This window comes from Clostridium nitrophenolicum (assembly GCF_055391695.1).
This window is the reverse complement of sequence record NZ_AP042469.1, coordinates 1,153,639-1,171,182: the sequence shown is the minus strand read 5'-3', so window position 1 is coordinate 1,171,182 and position 17,544 is coordinate 1,153,639. Positions and strand designations below refer to the sequence as shown.

At 30.3% G+C, this 17,544-nt stretch carries 13 protein-coding genes and 1 riboswitch; of the genes, 2 read left to right on the top strand and 11 right to left on the bottom strand.

What is annotated here, in order from left to right; genetic code table 11:
- Window positions 1-264: 264 nt before the first annotated feature.
- Window positions 265-1,029, bottom strand: a complete 765-nt coding sequence (locus ACZ5N4_RS05340; RefSeq protein WP_464207829.1) for a DeoR/GlpR family DNA-binding transcription regulator — start codon at window positions 1,027-1,029, stop codon at window positions 265-267.
- A gap of 217 nt (window positions 1,030-1,246) precedes the next feature.
- Window positions 1,247-2,527 carry an MFS transporter gene (locus tag ACZ5N4_RS05335; RefSeq protein ID WP_464207827.1) on the bottom strand — a complete coding sequence of 427 codons (1,281 nt, stop codon included), beginning with the start codon at window positions 2,525-2,527 and terminating at the stop codon, window positions 1,247-1,249.
- A 365-nt stretch (window positions 2,528-2,892) separates the two neighbouring features.
- On the opposite strand from ACZ5N4_RS05335, the gene ACZ5N4_RS05330 reads away from it, so the two are divergent.
- Complete coding sequence (locus tag ACZ5N4_RS05330) at window positions 2,893-3,774, top strand: YitT family protein (RefSeq protein ID WP_464207825.1); 882 nt, start codon at window positions 2,893-2,895, stop codon at window positions 3,772-3,774.
- A gap of 103 nt (window positions 3,775-3,877) precedes the next feature.
- Here ACZ5N4_RS05330 and ACZ5N4_RS05325 read toward each other — a convergent pair whose 3' ends face one another.
- The 7 genes from ACZ5N4_RS05325 to ACZ5N4_RS05295 all read right to left on the bottom strand — a co-directional run bounded on the left by ACZ5N4_RS05325 (window position 3,878) and on the right by ACZ5N4_RS05295 (window position 14,119).
- Window positions 3,878-4,672: a transglutaminase-like domain-containing protein gene (locus ACZ5N4_RS05325; RefSeq protein WP_464207823.1), complete on the bottom strand. Its 795-nt coding sequence runs from the start codon at window positions 4,670-4,672 to the stop codon at window positions 3,878-3,880.
- A 13-nt stretch (window positions 4,673-4,685) separates the two neighbouring features.
- A riboswitch (cyclic di-GMP riboswitch) is annotated at window positions 4,686-4,779 on the bottom strand.
- An 89-nt stretch (window positions 4,780-4,868) separates the two neighbouring features.
- Entirely contained in the window at window positions 4,869-5,459 is a 591-nt protein-coding gene (locus tag ACZ5N4_RS05320; protein WP_464207821.1) for a class D sortase, read from the bottom strand.
- A gap of 144 nt (window positions 5,460-5,603) precedes the next feature.
- Window positions 5,604-9,737, bottom strand: a complete 4,134-nt coding sequence (locus tag ACZ5N4_RS05315) for a MucBP domain-containing protein (protein ID WP_464207819.1) — start codon at window positions 9,735-9,737, stop codon at window positions 5,604-5,606.
- Window positions 9,738-10,316: 579 nt separating this feature from the next.
- On the bottom strand, window positions 10,317-11,090 hold the full coding sequence (locus ACZ5N4_RS05310; protein ID WP_464207817.1) for a Na-translocating system protein MpsC family protein: 774 nt from the start codon (window positions 11,088-11,090) through the stop codon (window positions 10,317-10,319).
- 389 nt (window positions 11,091-11,479) lie between these two features.
- Entirely contained in the window at window positions 11,480-12,508 is a 1,029-nt protein-coding gene (locus tag ACZ5N4_RS05305) for a threonine aldolase family protein (RefSeq protein WP_464207815.1), read from the bottom strand.
- A 190-nt stretch (window positions 12,509-12,698) separates the two neighbouring features.
- Window positions 12,699-13,043 (bottom strand): SdpI family protein, encoded by a 345-nt coding sequence (locus tag ACZ5N4_RS05300; RefSeq protein WP_464207813.1) that lies wholly within the window; start codon window positions 13,041-13,043, stop codon window positions 12,699-12,701.
- 314 nt (window positions 13,044-13,357) lie between these two features.
- Window positions 13,358-14,119: an MBL fold metallo-hydrolase gene (locus ACZ5N4_RS05295; RefSeq protein ID WP_464207811.1), complete on the bottom strand. Its 762-nt coding sequence runs from the start codon at window positions 14,117-14,119 to the stop codon at window positions 13,358-13,360.
- A 54-nt stretch (window positions 14,120-14,173) separates the two neighbouring features.
- On the opposite strand from ACZ5N4_RS05295, the gene ACZ5N4_RS05290 reads away from it, so the two are divergent.
- Entirely contained in the window at window positions 14,174-14,641 is a 468-nt protein-coding gene (locus ACZ5N4_RS05290; RefSeq protein ID WP_464207809.1) for an Lrp/AsnC family transcriptional regulator, read from the top strand.
- 338 nt (window positions 14,642-14,979) lie between these two features.
- Here the strand turns inward: ACZ5N4_RS05290 and ACZ5N4_RS05285 are convergent, their stop codons facing one another.
- On the bottom strand, window positions 14,980-15,789 hold the full coding sequence (locus tag ACZ5N4_RS05285) for a response regulator transcription factor (protein WP_464207807.1): 810 nt from the start codon (window positions 15,787-15,789) through the stop codon (window positions 14,980-14,982).
- A complete protein-coding gene (locus tag ACZ5N4_RS05280; protein ID WP_464207805.1) occupies window positions 15,767-17,494 on the bottom strand; it encodes a sensor histidine kinase in 1,728 nt (575 codons plus the stop codon). The genes ACZ5N4_RS05285 and ACZ5N4_RS05280 overlap by 23 nt, the downstream gene beginning before the upstream one ends.
- Window positions 17,495-17,544 lie beyond the last annotated feature (50 nt).

Genomic DNA, 17,544 nt, shown 5'->3' with positions numbered 1-17,544 from the left:
TTTTTGTTTTATTATTTATTTAACTAATATCAGTATACATTAGTTTATGTGTAGTTTCAAGGTTTTTATTGATATTTATTGTATTTATGTGTTATTAAACGTATTCACGACATTTTTCACGTGTGATTTTGACGTTTTTTGTTTTAAGTGTTTCTTTATTTGAAATAACAAAAGCACTCAAAACAAATACCTACTTTCACTTTGAGTGCATATATATCTTACTTTAATATCTCTACCTATATAACTTAAACATATGGTTTTTATCTATTCATTAACAATTTCTATTCCGTTTTTCAAGTATTTGTTCAAAATTTTAGAATCTAATTTTGAATCCGTTATAATTAAGTTTACTTCATGAATATCTTCCACTTTAATAAGTGATACAGTGTCTATTTTACTGCTATCAGCTAATACTATAGTTTCTTGAGAAATTTCTATTAATTTTTTTTGTATTTGAACCTCTTCTGGCGAAAAATCAGTAATTCCTCTTATTAAGGATACACCACTAACACTAATAAATGCTTTATCGACAATAAAATTAGAAATTAGATTTTCAGCAAACTCACCATAAAAAGCACGCTCTTTATGATTTAATACGCCTCCAGTTGAAATAACAGTAAACCTATCTGCATCTACTAATTCATTAGTAATCAATAATGAATTTGTTATGACTGTAAGTTCTTTAAAGTTCTTCTTTAACTCTCTAGCAAGTTCTATATTAGTAGTACTATCATTTAATGCAATTGATTGGCCCTCTTCTATATATCTAATAGCAGTCTTTGCAAGTTCTTTTTTTTCATTTATAAACTCTTTTTCTCTTTTTATATAATTTAATTTTTGAATTTCATTTTTCTTTAATACAGCACCACCATAAACACGTTTTAAGAAGCCATCTTTCTCTAAGGCCTCTAAATCTCTTCTTATTGTTTCAATAGAAACACCAAATAATTTAATTAATTTGGATACTTTAACACTTCCTTCTTCTTCAAGCATTTGCAAAATTGAATCTTTTCTTTCTTCTGCTAGCACTAAATTACACCCTTCCATTAAATTATAAATATTCACTTAAATATTATACCAATATAACTTATCTGTTTAAATACAAATTATAAAACACTTAATTTTCTTAGTTCATAAATTTAAAATAGCTTTAGCAATATTTAGTTGAATATTTCTAAAGCTATTTTTATAAATTTCTATATTAAGTGATCTTTCAAATCAAATTATATTCATTTCTTTAAGTATATTAAGCTACTTGCTTTGCTGCTTGTTTTCTCTTATTAACTATACTAACTAATATACTACTAATAACAAATCCCATTATTGCAAAAGCTGTCATAAGCATAAATACATGTCTATATCCATCTAGTCCTGGTGCTTTGTCTAAGATATTACCATATATAGAGTAGCAGAACATAGCAGGTGCGTAACCTATAAAGCTACCTAGTGACATTGCAGCACCAGTCATTTCTCTTGGCACTCCTATTTCTTCCATAGGAGCAAAGAATACTGCTCTCATGGCAAATATGATTGCACCAAAGCCAAGTGTCATTGTCATTCCGGCATATACGCTCATAGATCCATGAGGCATCATTATGATTATAATCATAGCTACAATTACTACTACAAATGATGCTCTTAAATATTTTGATGCAGATTTACATTTTTTATCAGCTAAGTATCCACCAATAGGACCACCAACCATTTTTAAACCATATTGATTTATAATACCATAAGCACCAACTAAAGTTACAGGTAGTCCATAAATATCTTTTAAGAATGGAATAAAGTAAGTTAAACCACAATACACTGAATATACAGAGAAAATAGTAAATGCAACTAACCATATTTGTGGCATTTTTAACGCCTTAACCATATTTTGGAATGCAACCTTATTACCGCTAACGTTTTCGCTTTTATCCTTAACAACTATCTTATCATGCTCAAGTAAGAAGTAAGAAACAATACCTACAATAATTACTGTAATTGAGTAAAATAATATAGCACCTCTTAAACCTGCAGCTCCCTTGCCTAGCAATGCAAATATACCTAATGCACTAAAAGCTACAACTGTATCAATTACCCCTCTTCCAGCTTCAAGGAAACCAAACATTCTTCCTTGTTCGCTTTCATCCCCTAGCAATCTAACAGACTTCAGTAATACAGGCCAATATATCATATCATTAAATATACTTAACGCAGCCCAAACTAAAAGTATGCCGTAATATCCAGGGAATGTTGATAAATATAATCCAATACAACCTGTCCCTATTAATCCTAAAGGTAATAATATTTTTTTAGAAAATCTATCCGCTAAATATATTGAAGCTATAAATCCAAAAGAAGATATCGTTCCATTAATTGATAAGGCATTTCCTATCTGAGCATTTGTTAAATGCATGTACTGCTGCATAGGAACATAAAATGCATCTTTTAAATAAGCAAGTTTGTATACTGTTCCTCCTCCTAGAATTAGAACAATTAATTTAAACCATTTTTGAAAATTACTATTTTTTTTGTCCAACATAAAGACCCCCTTTTAGTTATTCAATGATTAATGTTGCATAAAAAAGTCGTTAAATGACGAAAACATTTTCAATTCGTTTTAAGTATATATCATTTTTTGTGGATTGTAAAGCAATTTTATTGCATTTTGTTGTTTTTTTGTGCTTTTTTGACAAGTTTCAGTTGCATTTGCTTGATTTCATTGGTATTATATAAGCAATGTTAAAGATTAAATTCTATTACTTATACTTGTTTTTAATATCAATTACAAAAGTAATTGATAAAAGGAGGTTAAAGTCCTAAATGGACTTTAACGGGTAATTTTGCGAGTGGGAACGAGCAGGGGTTAATTACCCAGTGTGACCACTGAAAGGAGGAAAGAAATATATGAAAGAAAAAAATAGCAAAAGCATTATAGACTATATTATTGTATATTGCGGATGTATTCTTCAAGCCTTTGCGGTTACATCAATCTTAAAACCAGGTGGACTAGTTGTAGGGGGCTTTACAGGTATTTCACTTATATTAGCTAAAATGATAAATATTAAATATACATTTATTTATTACTCCCTATGTATTTTAGTTTTGACAGCAGCCTGGATTGTTCTAGGCAAAAAAGAAGCTTTAAAGATTATTCTTTTATCTATCACATATCCAATTATATTAATCTTCTTTGATAACCTTAATTTGAACTTTATTGATCTTGCTCCTAGTGATAAATTATTATACTGCATATACTATGGAATTATTGCAGGTGTCGGTATGGGTTTAGTACTAAAAAAAGGCTTTTCACAAGGGAGCTCAGATACTCTTGCTAAAATAATTCATAAGAAGATATTTCCCTATATAAGCATTGGACAAATTCTACTTATTATCGATATATGCGTTCTTGTCTTGTCTGGATTTGTTTTTGGACATACTGCAATATTATATGCTATTATTATGCAGATGATATATACAAAAGCAGTTGATACCATCCTGTTCGGTTTTGGATCATCTTTGGTAAAAATGGTTATCCTTAGTAGTGAAACAGATGAAATTTCTAATTTTATCATGAATACAATTAACCGCGGAGTTAGTATTGGTCAAATTTTAGGTGCTTATTCTAATAAACCTAAAAGAAAAGTTATCTTGATTTGCTCTACCCGAGAGGCAATGGTTGTTAAAAATTATGTTGCAAAAGTAGATAAATCTGCATTTGTCAACCTTGTTCCTGTAATCTATGCATGGGGAAAAGGAAATGGATTTGATGAGTTACAGTTAGATTAAATAAGTAAAACCTGGCTATCATATAGGATGCCAGGTTTTATTTTGAATATGTAAAAAGCATCTAATATTGATGCTTTTTTATTTAATAATTAATTATCAAAAACTAATATTTCTTTGAAACAGAATACTCATCACTATTTTTAATCATTGTATAGTTTAATTTTTTACTATTAAAAATTGAATCATATGTTGTGTCTATAGTAACCCATTTGTTATTTAAATAAACTTCATTCCAAGCATGATAAGCTTTAACATCATTTTTATATCCCTTTACTAATTTTGTTGGGACACCTACACTTCTTAACATAGCTGCAAATAAAGCTGAATAATCATAGCACATTCCTTTTGAAGATTTAAAAATACTTTCTACATCAGGAACATACTCATCATCTATACGACTTATTTTATTATAATCATAACTTATATTCTTTACGACATAATCGTAAATACTCTTAATTTTTTCATCATCAGTTTTTAAATTTTTAGTTAGCTCTTGTGCTTTTTTTACTACATTCATTTCTTGATTCCAGTTTATATTTTCAACTGAATTTAAGTAAATATCATTTTCATTTTTTAAATCTAAATTTATTTTTTCTGATTTAACTACAACGTATTCATTACCATTACTATTTTCTAATAAAGCAACATTATATTCACCATTACCTAACTGAAGTGGAATATTTGTCTGTGGTTTTAAGTTATAGAAATATTTATTGTTCCCTTTTTGAACCATTATTTTTGTCTTAACATCTTTGTTTGCATTATAGTTTACCTTTAAAAGTCCTTTATTTAACTCAGTTTTATCAAATATGCTAGTATCTGAATAAGCTAACACCGGCTTCGTAGATAAAAGCATAAAAATAAATATTACAAAATAGCAAGTAGCTTTTTTTAACATATTCTATTCTCCTTTCGGTAACTGGCTGCCATGATATAAATATAACTTATACCTAAGGCCCTATAGCTTTGCGTCACTACCTTTCGATAGTTTTGCCTTTATCGGTGAAGAATCACTCGATAAAAAATTTTATTTAACTATATTATAATACACACTTAAATCTTTTTCACTATTTTTTTTGCTTTTTTATCTATTTTCATTTAATTTTTCCTTTAATAATAAGACGACCTGTTGGATTAATCATAGGATTACATGTTATCAAAGTAATCTCTCTATCTACTTTATTACTATTTAAGACCCAAGTTTCTTCTGGTTTTACTAAAAATTTTTCATACACAGTATATACATATTCCTGTGATCCATCAAAAATTTTTATTTTATCTCCTATCTCTATCTCTGATAATCTATTGAAATTTCTACCATAAGTATGACTTCTATGTCCTGCTAAAGCATAGTTACCAACTTGACCAGGTTTAACATCAGTATTAACAGATGCTATTGAAACACTTAAGTTTTCTTGTGAAGCCCCTTGTAAAATAGGCTGATATAAATTTATTTTGTCAATTTTAATTGTGCATGTAGAATTATTATTTGATTCCTGCAAATTACTGTTATTAGTTTTCAATTTTGTTTTATCTTCACTATTCTCTATATTATCCTTGTAAATCAAATCTAATTTCTTCATAATTTCTTTTTGTTTATACGTATAATAATATTCTGATAGCTTAGGGTAACAAATTATTACAATTCCTATAAAAATCAATAATGTAGAAATTATTCTCCTCATATAACCTCCTAGTATTGTATAAGTTCAATTTCATCCCCCTAACACAACAGTGACAGTACAAATTATAAGAACTCTAAAAGTCGAATAAAAAGAACCTCTATAATATATTAATATAGAATACATTATAGAGGTCTAATTATTAAATTACACTATTTTTTTGCTTTTTCTTGAATTTATTCTTAATCCAGCAATTAAAAGCAATGTTCCTAAAGCATAATATGGAATAGAACTTCCTTCACCAGTTTTAGGTAATAACGATGCTCCGTCTGCAATTTTATCTTGTGGTACAGCTACTTTTTTTGGAGCATAATAGTATACTACTTCTGTAGTTCCGTCTATATATTTACCTTTTTCATTACTTGGTACTTCAACTAGCTCATATCCATCAATGTCTTTCGCTGTTGTAGAGTATTCTGTTCCTATTAGCTTCTTGTCAGTAATTTGTGACGCAATTTCTTTGTTTGTATCTCTATCTAAATACTTAATTACTAACACGCCTTCTTTAATTTCTGGATTTCCTTCAGGAACTTTTTCATCTGGAACAACTACTTTTTGAGCATAATAGTATATTACTTCTGTAGTTCCATCTATATACTTTCCTTTTTCGTTAGTTGGTATATTCATTAATTGATATCCATTTATATCTTTTGCGGATGTTGTATATTCTGTTCCTACTGGCTTTCTGTCAGTAATATTTGGTACAAGTTCTTTATTTGTATCTCTATTTAAATATTTAACTACTAACACGCCTTCTCTAATTCCAGAACTACTACCACCACCGCCACCAGAGCTTCCACCTCCACTTGGTGAAACTGGTTTTTTCGGAACATAGTAGTAAATTGCTTCTATTGTTCCATCTATATATTTTCCTTGTTCATTAGTTGGTTTTGCAATTAAATCATATCCATCTATTGCTGCTGCTGTTGTTGTATAATCTGTTCCTACTTTTTGCTTATCTGTAACCTCTGGTGCAAGTACCTTATTTGTTCCCTGCTCCAAGTATTTTACTACTAGATTTCCCAACTTTTCAGCTGGCACTATTGGTATCCATGGTGTTGTTTTTGTATAATAATATATTACTTCTACTGTTCCATCTATATACTTTCCAGTTGCATTTGATGGTGTGCTTACTAAAGAATATCCATCTATTGCTGCTGCTGTTGTTGTATAATCTACTCCTATTGCTTGGCTGCTTGTTATTTGCGGTGCAAGTACTTTATCTGTTCCCTGTTCTAAGTATTTTACCACTAGATTTCCGAACTTTTGACAGTATCCAAAATTAGCATCTTCATATTTTGTATTTACAGCTAAACTCATCGTTGTTGTATTGTCTAAAGTTCCATCCAAATCATAGCTTGGTACAAATCCAATAGGTAAAGTACTTTCATCTACTTTTACTTTATAGTTTCCTGAATGGATATTGTCAAAAGTATATTTACCTGCAGCATCCGTTACTGTAGATGAGATTGCGTTTCCTTGTTGATCTAATAGATTTACTGTTACGTTAGCAATTCCTACCTCATCTGAATCCTTCACTCCGTTGGCATTGGCATCGTTCCATACATAATCACCTATGGAACTACCAACAACTCTAATCGCAACATCACTTGAATAAACCGGTACATTAATACCCAAAGCTCTACCACTAAAGTTATTAGCATAAACATCTCCAGCTTTGTTGTTAAAAGGAACTAATTTGACTTTGACAACTTGTGTTGGAGCATTAGGCTGAAAGAAAAAGTCTCTAGTAACTTTAATAGCTGTAACAGCCTTTCCCTTTACTGCCGCCTCAGAATATGGCTGCCAGTTATTCGTATTTAATTCTGGATCCCTATTAATGCTATCTCGCGGATCTGTAGTAAAATAGAAATATTCTCCGCTACTTCCTGAAATCTCTTTAATTTCGTAGGTTCCATTAAAACTACTTTGAGGACTTCTTCCATCTCCATTGTAAGGAAGAATATCTATAAATCTAAGATCGTATAAAAAATCGTTCTCAATCTTTGCATATTTTAAATAGTAGACTAACTCATCTCCTACTTCAACTATAGGCTTATCTACACTTTTACGTATTCCCCAAGCCTTGTTATTCACAACATTTATCCCTAGGCTAGAAGTTCTCAGTGCTTCAATGCTTCCATCTAAAGGGGTACTAATCACTACTTGGTTTTGTAGACTTCCAGTTCTAACATCAAAGTCAACAAGCACTTTATAATAAATTGGTGCTATGGTTGAATTTATATTTACATTTTGTAAATTCCATTTTAGTGTTGTAGTACCATCCGAATTTTTCACCACACTAGCTGGTTGACTTGGTGTGGCACTATCCTGAACATAACTAAATCCTTTTGGAAGCGTATTGGTAATCACTACATTTTCAGCAACTGTGATATTGCTATATCTAGAATCAGTTGTTAAAGTAGGCTGTAGCTTAAATGTAATTTCTTTATCAACGTCAGAAGTCAAAATTCCTTCTGGTTCTGTTTTCATCTGTATTCTAGAAATTACCTCACTTATTGCCACTCTATCTCCAGCACCTGAATTACTATGGGTTTCTGGGTCATAACTTCCTATTCTCCATTGTCCATTGTCCACACCATCCGCTCTTGCAGCTAAAAATACAGGTGCAATTGTGCCTACTCCGCTATCTAAGGCTGTCACATTTAAATCCATAATCATAGTTGAACCTTGAGGCATTACTTTTCCTGACTTCGTAATAACCCTTACCTTATTTATAGGCCCTGTTCCTGACGTCAATGCTTCTGTTGTAGAGTTATACCAATTTGAACTTTCACCAGTATCAGCTCTTTGCTCCTGCCAGCTACTATAAACTCCTGTTCCATATTGAACTTGAAGATCATCTAAATTGACATTAGAAACAGTTAAATTCATTGCACTTCCAGGTTTTCCCTCTAAATCTGTTACTTTAACTTTAGATGGATCTATCTTAATCATTTCAATATAATTATTTAAGCCTAATGTTCCTCCGTTGTTGAAATAAGCTCTTGCTGTAAAAGCTTGACCTTCATATACAACTCCATCTCCTGATAATGGTTGTGTCATTGTAGGAACATCTTTATACTGAATACTTGCTCCATAACTAGCTGTTCCTGTTTCGCCAGCTGAAGCTTTATGATTGTTAAAGGAGACTATATTATTGCCTAAAGGCTCTGACTTTCCACCATAATTTAAAATTCCGCTTGTACCCTTGCAATACAAATCTGTATATTTATTGATTATGGTAGTATCTCCCTCTGGTATATCTTTATCATCTACCCAAAGTGCTACAAATCCAGAAAATACATATTTTTGGTTTGCTGCAACAGCACTGCCATTCATATTTTGAGAAGGAAACTTACTTCCTGTTGTCTCTATATTGTTAACAGTAAACTGTATGTTCTGTCCCGATGCTGTTTGAACAGCTGTTATAGTTGGAGAACCTGGAACACTTTGTTCTACAGGATTACTTGCTGTAGTACTTCCGTAAGGCAGGTATTGTATTTTTCTAGAGTTGTTACTTCCATTAATACCTACAGCAGGGTTTCCATCAAAAGTATACAATCTTGCATTTGGTATTCCGAAGTTACTTAAATCATCTGTAAAAGTTATAGGTCCTTCTATTGGCTCACTACCCTTTCCATCCCCTACAAGAAGAGCAATGGAAAATATAAAAAACTTACCTTTTTCCCCATTTGGTCCTGTCCCATCAAAGGTTGCGCTAGTTTGCTTAACTAAATCCAATTTAGGTAATGCTGATACTATTACTCTAGATGTATCTACAGTTTTCTGCTGCGCATTATCTGCTGAAATGGTTGCACTTACAGTAAAACCGGCACCATTTTCAGCATTAGGTAAAATTCTAGCAACGGGTGAAAATTTATAGGCATCACTTGCACTTTGGTTTCCCAAAGTACAAATTAAAGTTCTTCCTTCATTTGTAACAGAAAGTCCTGGGTGTGTCTTTACAAATTCTTCATCCCATACTGCAACTGGTTTGTTATTATCACCAAGAGATATTGTACTAGTTATAACCAGATTTATAGCACTATCGGTTGTCCCTGGATTTATAGCATAGCTAAAATCATAAGTTACTGTGTCTAAAGTTCTTACATACTCATCTGAATCACTGTAGTCGTCTCCAGGATGAAAGCCTTCCCCAGCATTACTAGTATTAAAAGGTCCTGTTCCAGTAACTGCTCGTTTCAAATTAAGGTCTAAACTTACATTTTCCGCAGCAAATACGGTATTTATGCTTAAACCCTGTATAAGTATATTCATAAAGAAAGCCAAGAGAATAAATAAATTAATTCTTTTAGTTATAATAACATACCTCCTTCTCTCTTGTTAAAAAAATCCAATGTTTAAACACCTCCATTTAAAATACTATTGCTTTTTCAAATGCATTTTTTGTAATCAAAAAAGCCCATAACAAAAACTATTTCAAGTTTTGCTATGGGCTTTCTAAATTGCAATTTTCTAATTGATTTAAAAAGCTAGTCCATAAAATATTAATTTTAAAATTTAGATTATAATCTATATAAAAAAATAGCTTATAAAAATATATCTATTTTTTCTTATCAATACAGATTATAGTCTGAAACTTCAATTTTGATGTTTTAATTATATTAAAAAGATAATATTTTGTAAATATCTTTTCACAAAAATATTATCTTTTTTTACAAATATCTTAATTTATTTTATTATTTTTCAAATATGGATATATTTTTAAATCTTTTTTTAAATTACTTTATAATTCTTATACAAAAAGCTGCAAATTATTTTAAAAAGCTAGTACATAAAATGTCCTTTATTATATATTAAATATTCTAGGTATTTAACACAATTTAAATCTTGCTGCTATTTAATATTAAAGGTAACCCTTTCGCATTTTTCATATGGATAAATTTCTACTTTATCCATTACTACTTTTCTACTAATTAGTTTTTCTAATTCCTTCTCAATAAGTAATTTCGTATCCTCATATATCACTTGTCTAATTATTTCAACGCCTTTACTATACTTTCCTGCATTAAGTAAATTTTCTTCAATTATTGTTAAATTTTCTTTTGAAACAATTTCTATTATTTTTCCTTTTAGAAAAACCTGTATTGTTTTAGCTCCTTTTCCAGTAATGCTTTTTAAATATTTAGAATATATATTTCTTATCTCTAATTCCAACTTGTCTTTGTTTTCCTTTGAAATAATAAGTTCTTCATTTATTACAAGAACACCTTGATTTTCCTCTAATAATTGAATCGAAATAATTAATAATGTTTTCAATAAAATATTCAAGTCTATCGGTTTTACTAAATATTTATCTATTTTTAAATCTATACTCTTTAAAATAGTTTGCGAATCGGATAATGCTGAAGTTATTATAACGGGACATTTAACTTTATTTTCTCTTATTTGTTCCATCATCTCAATGCCACTCATATCTGGAAGAACTAAATCTGTTATAATTATATCTGGATTAAATTCAAAGAATTTTTTTATACCATCATTTCCATCTATAGCCAAGATAATCTTTCCTACCTGTTGTTTTAAATACTTTAAAACATAATCTCTAGTAATCGGCTCATCCTCGACATATAAAATTTTTAATGAAGATAGTATATTAGTTTTATTCATTATATATCCTCCCCTAATGAAATAATCATAGTTCTGTGGGATACTTTAAATATTATACCATATTAATGTTTAATTTTGCAAAAAATCAATTAAAACCACATTTATCTACAAATAACCTTCCGCCAATAAAGTAGACACATGAAACTCGTTAAATCTTGTTCTCACATAAAATAACTAAGTATCTCATATGAATACCTAAATAGAAAACCGTCCAAACGAATAATAAAATCATTTTATAGAACAACAAAAAGAGAGCTTATTCAGAATGCTAATTTCGAAACACCTGAATAAGCCCATCAAAAAATCTTTAAATATATTGAATTATATTACAACATAAGGAGAATGCATTTATCTATTGGATGAATATAAGCTACTCAGACTTAATACTCCTAAATCACAGCACTTTTTAAATCTTCAACAAAAGCCAAAACCTTCTCCTCTTCTGTAGCCCAAGAGGTTACAAGGCGGATAGCAGAGTTATCTTGATCAACTTTTTCCCAAACATAGAAAGAATAATTCTCTTGAAGCTTTGCAATTAACTTATCCGGCAAAATTGGAAATATCTGATTAGAAGGTGAGTGTATTAAAAACTTATATCCAGCTCTACTGATTTCATTTTTCAGTAAATCAGCCATCTTATTGGCATGTCTTGCTAAATCAAAATACAAGTCATCCTTAAAAAGCTCTAAAAACTGTATACCAAGAAGCCTTCCTTTTGCAAGCAGCGCTCCCTTTTGTTTAATGTGGAAGCGAAAATCCTCTTTAAGTGAATCATTGCATATAACCATAGCCTCACCCATTAATGCACCATTTTTGGTTCCACCGATATAGAAGGCGTCTACTAATCTGCCTAAATCAGAAAGCTCCATATCATTTTCTTCTGAACATAGTGCTGAACCTAATCTTGCACCATCTACATATAAAAACAGTTTGTTTTCCTTACAGAATTTACTTAGTTCTTCTAGTTCACTTTTCTTATATATTGAACCAATTTCAGTAGAGTTGGAAATGTACACTAGCTTAGGCTTTACCATATGCTCGTCAGTATGTGCATCTAAAGCAGACTTGATATCTTCAGGTCTTAATTTACCATCACTTACTTCTATAGATATAACTTTATGACCTGTTGCCTCGATAGCTCCTGTTTCATGAACTAGTATATGCCCTGTATTTGCAGCAATAGCCGCTTCGTGTGGCCTTAGAAAAGCTGAAATTGCTGTGAGATTTGTTTGTGTACCTCCAACAAATAGGTGAACATCAACATCATTACGCTTGATTCTTTTCTTTAAAAGTTCAACGGCTTTTTCTGTATGACTATCTTCACCGTATCCTGGAGTCTGCTCCATATTTGATTCAACCAAAGCATTCAATATTCTTGAATGTGCTCCTTCGCTGTAGTCATTTTTAAAACTGTACATTGGTAAACCTCCCTTTTTACATCTAGTGTACTTGCTTATACACTGATTGATTTTATTTAACTGTATATAACCTATTATTAGTTCTTTGATATTAAGAAGTAGAGTTACAATTTATTTTTTTACTAAATATTATGTATATTAGTCTCTTACTAAATATTAACACACCAATTAACATAAATGAATATATGATTTATATAAGTTTTCTACTCCCATCTTTATTGAATAATTTTCTCAAATGAACTTCATCAATAACTATCATCCCTACAGAACCTATAAGTAAGAATAATAATTGAATACTCATATTATTAATAATAGAATTTGGCACAAGATACGCATAAGCTGCAATAATACAACTAATTATTCCAAGTATAATCATACTATGTCCACCATATTTTTGTGCTTCATCCCAGGTATCCTTATTTTTCATCGACATAGGAGTTCTATATCCATACGCTCCATTTATACTTTCAGGCGGAAATTTCTTTAAGATAAATCCAGTCGTACTAAAAGTTATCCCTACTATTAGAAATACCATATACACACCCCATTTTACCTTTTTAATCAGACTACCTTGCCTATTAAGTCTGAGCCGCTATAAAATAGCCCTTGTTTATTTTCATTATACCCCTTAATCTATTCAAAATAAATGCTTACATGAAAACTTTACCAGCCATATTATTATCTTTAAGACACTAATAAAAAAATCCCTTAGTGCATTGATTTTTAATGCCTAACAGGGATTTTTATCAAAACATGTTTAGGAAAATATAACAGACTGAAACTTGTAAACATGTCTCTGCATGTAAGTCAATTTTTCCCTTTTAATCTCATACTATTTGAGATTCTTCATTAAAAAATATCACAGTTTATACTTTCTCCATCATAAGGCACATATACCTGTTCGACTAATGAATGTTTTTGTAAGAAATCTTTTAGTTCCAATCTTGTAAGGGTACAATGATTCCATGTCTCCATATGAACAACAATAACCTTTGAATTAGCTACTTTCCTACAAACATGATAAACGTCTTGTGCTGTCATTGTAATTGGATCTCCCTCACTAAACCTAGCTGCCCCAGCAAAAACAATAGTAATTTGCGGTTTATAGCTTTCTAATGCTTCTTCTACTTCCGGACACCAGATAGTGTCTCCTGCAATATATAAAGAAGGTTCATTATGAGCAGTAATAACAAAGCCTGAAACTAACCCCATTTCTTTCCCAATCTTTCCTGTGCCATGCTGCCCTGTAGTACGATTAAAGGTGATGCCTTCCCATGTATAAGACTCTTCTATAGAGTTAACTTTAACAAAGCCCTTGGCTTCTATTTTTTCTTTATCAATTGGCTGACAAAATACTGGTATGTGTTTGGAGATTAATTGAGCTGCTGCTTCATCAAAATGATCTCTATGGGTATGTGTTACTAGAACTGCATCGGCATTAGTAAGTATATCAACACTTACAGATAAATCTACAAGTGGATTTTTATTGGTATTATAAACATTCGGTATAGCATCCATAGTTCCTGCTGAACTTAATATCGGGTCAACTAAAATTGTTTTGTTATTAATCTTTAAAAGTAAAGTTGCATGTCTTACTAATTGAATTTTCATTATTTGCACCTCCAAGGTATATGATATACTTATTATACGTAATAATGATATTGATTGGAGAAAACAAAAATACTCTATGAATTGATTGATGAAAGGAATTTAGAAATTATGCTTGATCAAACTGATTTTCAAATACTTTCTTTATTAAAGAAAAACTCTAGAATACAATGGCGAGAAATTGGGGAATTAGTCCATCTAACGGGACAATCCGTTGCAAACCGTATTCGCAAAATGGAGGAACTTGGAGTTATCCAAGAGTATACCGTTAAACTAGATCAAAGTAAATTAGGCAAGACTCTAATTGCTTTTATCACTATATTTATGAAAACTACTAATCATCTATCTTTTCAAACTTTTATTAAAGAAAAATCAGAAATATTAGAAGCAAATCGAATTAGTGGTGATGGATGTTATTTACTAAAAGTAAATGTATCTAATGAAGAGGATCTTATGAATTTATTAGATGAGATTTTAAAGTATGGTAACTATCGAGTTAACATATCAATTGGGAAAATAAAGTAATAAACTTGCAAATATTCTATAGAGTTTTTTATAAAAACAAGGTTGGGAGAACTTACATTTACCTAAGGTAATTCAAAATTTATAATTCTTTAATTGAGATTGTTGAGTTTAATAAAAAACAACTGTTCAATAAGAAAGAGACAGTCCTTTGTGATTTTACTCTAAGTAACTATCTCTTTTAATTATATACAACTTCTAAAACCACTCTTGATATTTTGTACTATGTTGAAAACTTTTTTATGTTAAATATTTTGAGGGGTATCAAAAATCCAGTTAGAGTGACTTTTCATGCATCAAACTGGCTCTCTAAACGCTTGGACATTCATTTAAAGTGACTTTTAGTATGCTTTCTTATGGATAATACAGGTACTTGCTTTTGTGAATTCTGTAGGTGAAATATGTATATATTTTTTAAATACGCTGCTAAAATGCTTGTAATCACTAAAACCAATCATATCTGAAATTTCCTTTACACGGAATTGCCCCGTGTTGAGCAGCTCTACAGATTTTTGAATCCTATATTTATTGAGGATATCTAAAAAAGTTTCGGATGTTGCATCTCTAAATTTTCTGCTTAAGTAGCTTGGACTTACACCTAGGTCATTGGCAATTGATTCTATACTGATTTTCTGATGATAATTTAGCTTGATTTGCTTTAAGGCTTCACTTACATAATAATTAAGCTTACTATTTGAAAATATATAGATATCTAAATCCACTAGATTTATTTCATTTCCTTTTATGGTTTTTTTGATAAAATCACCATAGATGTTTTCTTGCTTTACCTTATTCTTGACATTTTCAATAATGCTTACAAGTTTTTCTTCATCTACAGGCTTTAACAAATATTCAAAAACCTTAAGTGAAATCGCCTGCTTTGCATACTCAAATTCAGAATAACTTGTAAGTAGAATACTGTGAAACCTATTGTTTTTTAAGGCTTTTTCAAGCATTTCAATCCCATTCATTACAGGCATCTTAATATCACTAATCACCAAATCAGGATGATACTCCTCAATTAGTTTTAGTCCTTCCAATCCATCACAAGCTTCGCCTATAATAGTACAACCCATGGATAACCAATCGATTGTATGAATAAGACCTTTTCTTATAATATACTCATCTTCAACAATTAACACCTTCAACATATTTATTATCACTCCTACTAATGGGTAATATTATTTTTACAGTAGTTCCTTCATTTTTTCTGCTTGAAATTTCAATACCATACCTTTCCCCATACATAAGCTGGATTCTTCTATGAACGTTAAATAAGCCGATATGTGCGGAGCTATTTTTGCTTTGCTCTAATATTTTTTTTACTTCTTCAAGAATCTCACTTTCCATACCCATGCCATTATCGCATATTTTTACCACCAGGTTGCTATCTATATAACTTGCTTTAACCTCAACGGATAAAGACTTCCTATTTTCAAAGCCGTACTTGATTGCATTTTCTATAATAGGCTGTACAATAAGCTTTGGAACAATACAATCACACATGCCTTGCTCAACATTTATTGAATAATCCAAATTATTACCAAAACGGTATTTTTGTATTAAAAGATAATTTTTAGTATATTCAATATCCTCAGCCAAAGTTACCTTGGTGATATAATTATTGATACTATATCTTAACAGCGAAGATAATCCCACGATTATTTTATTTACAGAATCAGGGTCTGTTTTCACCATATATTTGATAATCTCCAATGTGTTAAATAGAAAGTGAGGATTAAATTGTGATTCCAACTGCTTTATCTCGGATAAAATGCTTTGTCTAGCCTGTTCTTTGTTAACCTCGATCAAATTTTTAATATCAATTAACATTTGATTGTATGATTCTACAATAACTTGAAATTCATCTCCAGTATTTATATTTAGCACAATATCCAAATTACCATTTTGAACATTTTCAATAGATTCAATAATTTCATCAATTACCTTGGTTTTACTATTGGCAATCTTTTTTGCAACAAAAAATGTAGTTAAGGTTAATATGCCAAAGAGTAAAATTATTAGAATACCTGAAAAGATTAATATTGGGCAAAAATATCCCATGGTTGTAATTGTATAAATACATATATTTTCATCCAATATTCTTGTTATGGATACATAATGGTTATCATTAGTTGATTTTACAAATCCAGATTTATCTCTAAAATTTATATCAATTTTATTAAATTGATTGATTAACAATGTATTTGTACTGGATATTACATTTCCATATTTGTCGGTAACAACCATATTAATGGAGAAGTTTTGACTAATAATTTTAAGCAATTCCTTCTCATCCAAATCAAAAGTTACAAATCCTATTATTTCTCCATTTCTTACAATGGATTTCCCAATAGACAATGTCTGTTTTGATGAATTCACCCGTGCTTCTCGAGCCAATACGACCTGATTAGGCATGTCCAACATTCTTCTAGTGATACCTCCTGTAAAGGTATTTTTCTCTTGAGCATATTCAGGTAAAATAGTAGTACTGGTTATAACTGGTTTCATATTTTTATCAAACACAAAAAATGCACCTTTTATTTCCATGCTATTTACAAATTTGTACAGTTCTTCGTATATATTGCGGCTTATGTGTCGATAATTTAGGCAATCTATAACATTAGCCTGGATTGATATCTTTTCCGCCTGATTCATATATGAGGATATGACGGACTCAATTCTTTTTGATACTTCTGTATTGATATTGTTATTTCGATTAACCACAGTTCTATACAGAATGGAAAATGTAATTAGATAGCTGAAAAATGTAATAATTGCCACAGGTATGAGAGCATATATTGTAAAAGTTCTTCTAATATCATTTTTAAAATGTTTGATATTTTTATTCCCCATGTCTCCCTATCCCCTTACAATATCTATATTATAAATATTTTATTAAATTT

What these genes read in the sequence shown, in the direction of transcription:
- ACZ5N4_RS05335 (WP_464207827.1), bottom strand. Translation starts at nt 2,527, where the DNA reads ATGTTGGACAAAAAAAATAGTAATTTTCAAAAATGGTTTAAATTAATT.
- ACZ5N4_RS05330 (WP_464207825.1), top strand. Translation starts at nt 2,893, where the DNA reads ATGAAAGAAAAAAATAGCAAAAGCATTATAGACTATATTATTGTATAT.
- ACZ5N4_RS05325 (WP_464207823.1), bottom strand. Translation starts at nt 4,672, where the DNA reads ATGTTAAAAAAAGCTACTTGCTATTTTGTAATATTTATTTTTATGCTT.
- ACZ5N4_RS05320 (WP_464207821.1), bottom strand. Translation starts at nt 5,459, where the DNA reads ATGAGGAGAATAATTTCTACATTATTGATTTTTATAGGAATTGTAATA.
- ACZ5N4_RS05315 (WP_464207819.1), bottom strand. Translation starts at nt 9,737, where the DNA reads ATGAATATACTTATACAGGGTTTAAGCATAAATACCGTATTTGCTGCG.
- ACZ5N4_RS05310 (WP_464207817.1), bottom strand. Translation starts at nt 11,090, where the DNA reads ATGAATAAAACTAATATACTATCTTCATTAAAAATTTTATATGTCGAG.
- ACZ5N4_RS05305 (WP_464207815.1), bottom strand. Translation starts at nt 12,508, where the DNA reads ATGTACAGTTTTAAAAATGACTACAGCGAAGGAGCACATTCAAGAATA.
- ACZ5N4_RS05300 (WP_464207813.1), bottom strand. Translation starts at nt 13,043, where the DNA reads ATGGTATTTCTAATAGTAGGGATAACTTTTAGTACGACTGGATTTATC.
- ACZ5N4_RS05295 (WP_464207811.1), bottom strand. Translation starts at nt 14,119, where the DNA reads ATGAAAATTCAATTAGTAAGACATGCAACTTTACTTTTAAAGATTAAT.
- ACZ5N4_RS05285 (WP_464207807.1), bottom strand. Translation starts at nt 15,789, where the DNA reads ATGTTGAAGGTGTTAATTGTTGAAGATGAGTATATTATAAGAAAAGGT.
- ACZ5N4_RS05280 (WP_464207805.1), bottom strand. Translation starts at nt 17,494, where the DNA reads ATGGGGAATAAAAATATCAAACATTTTAAAAATGATATTAGAAGAACT.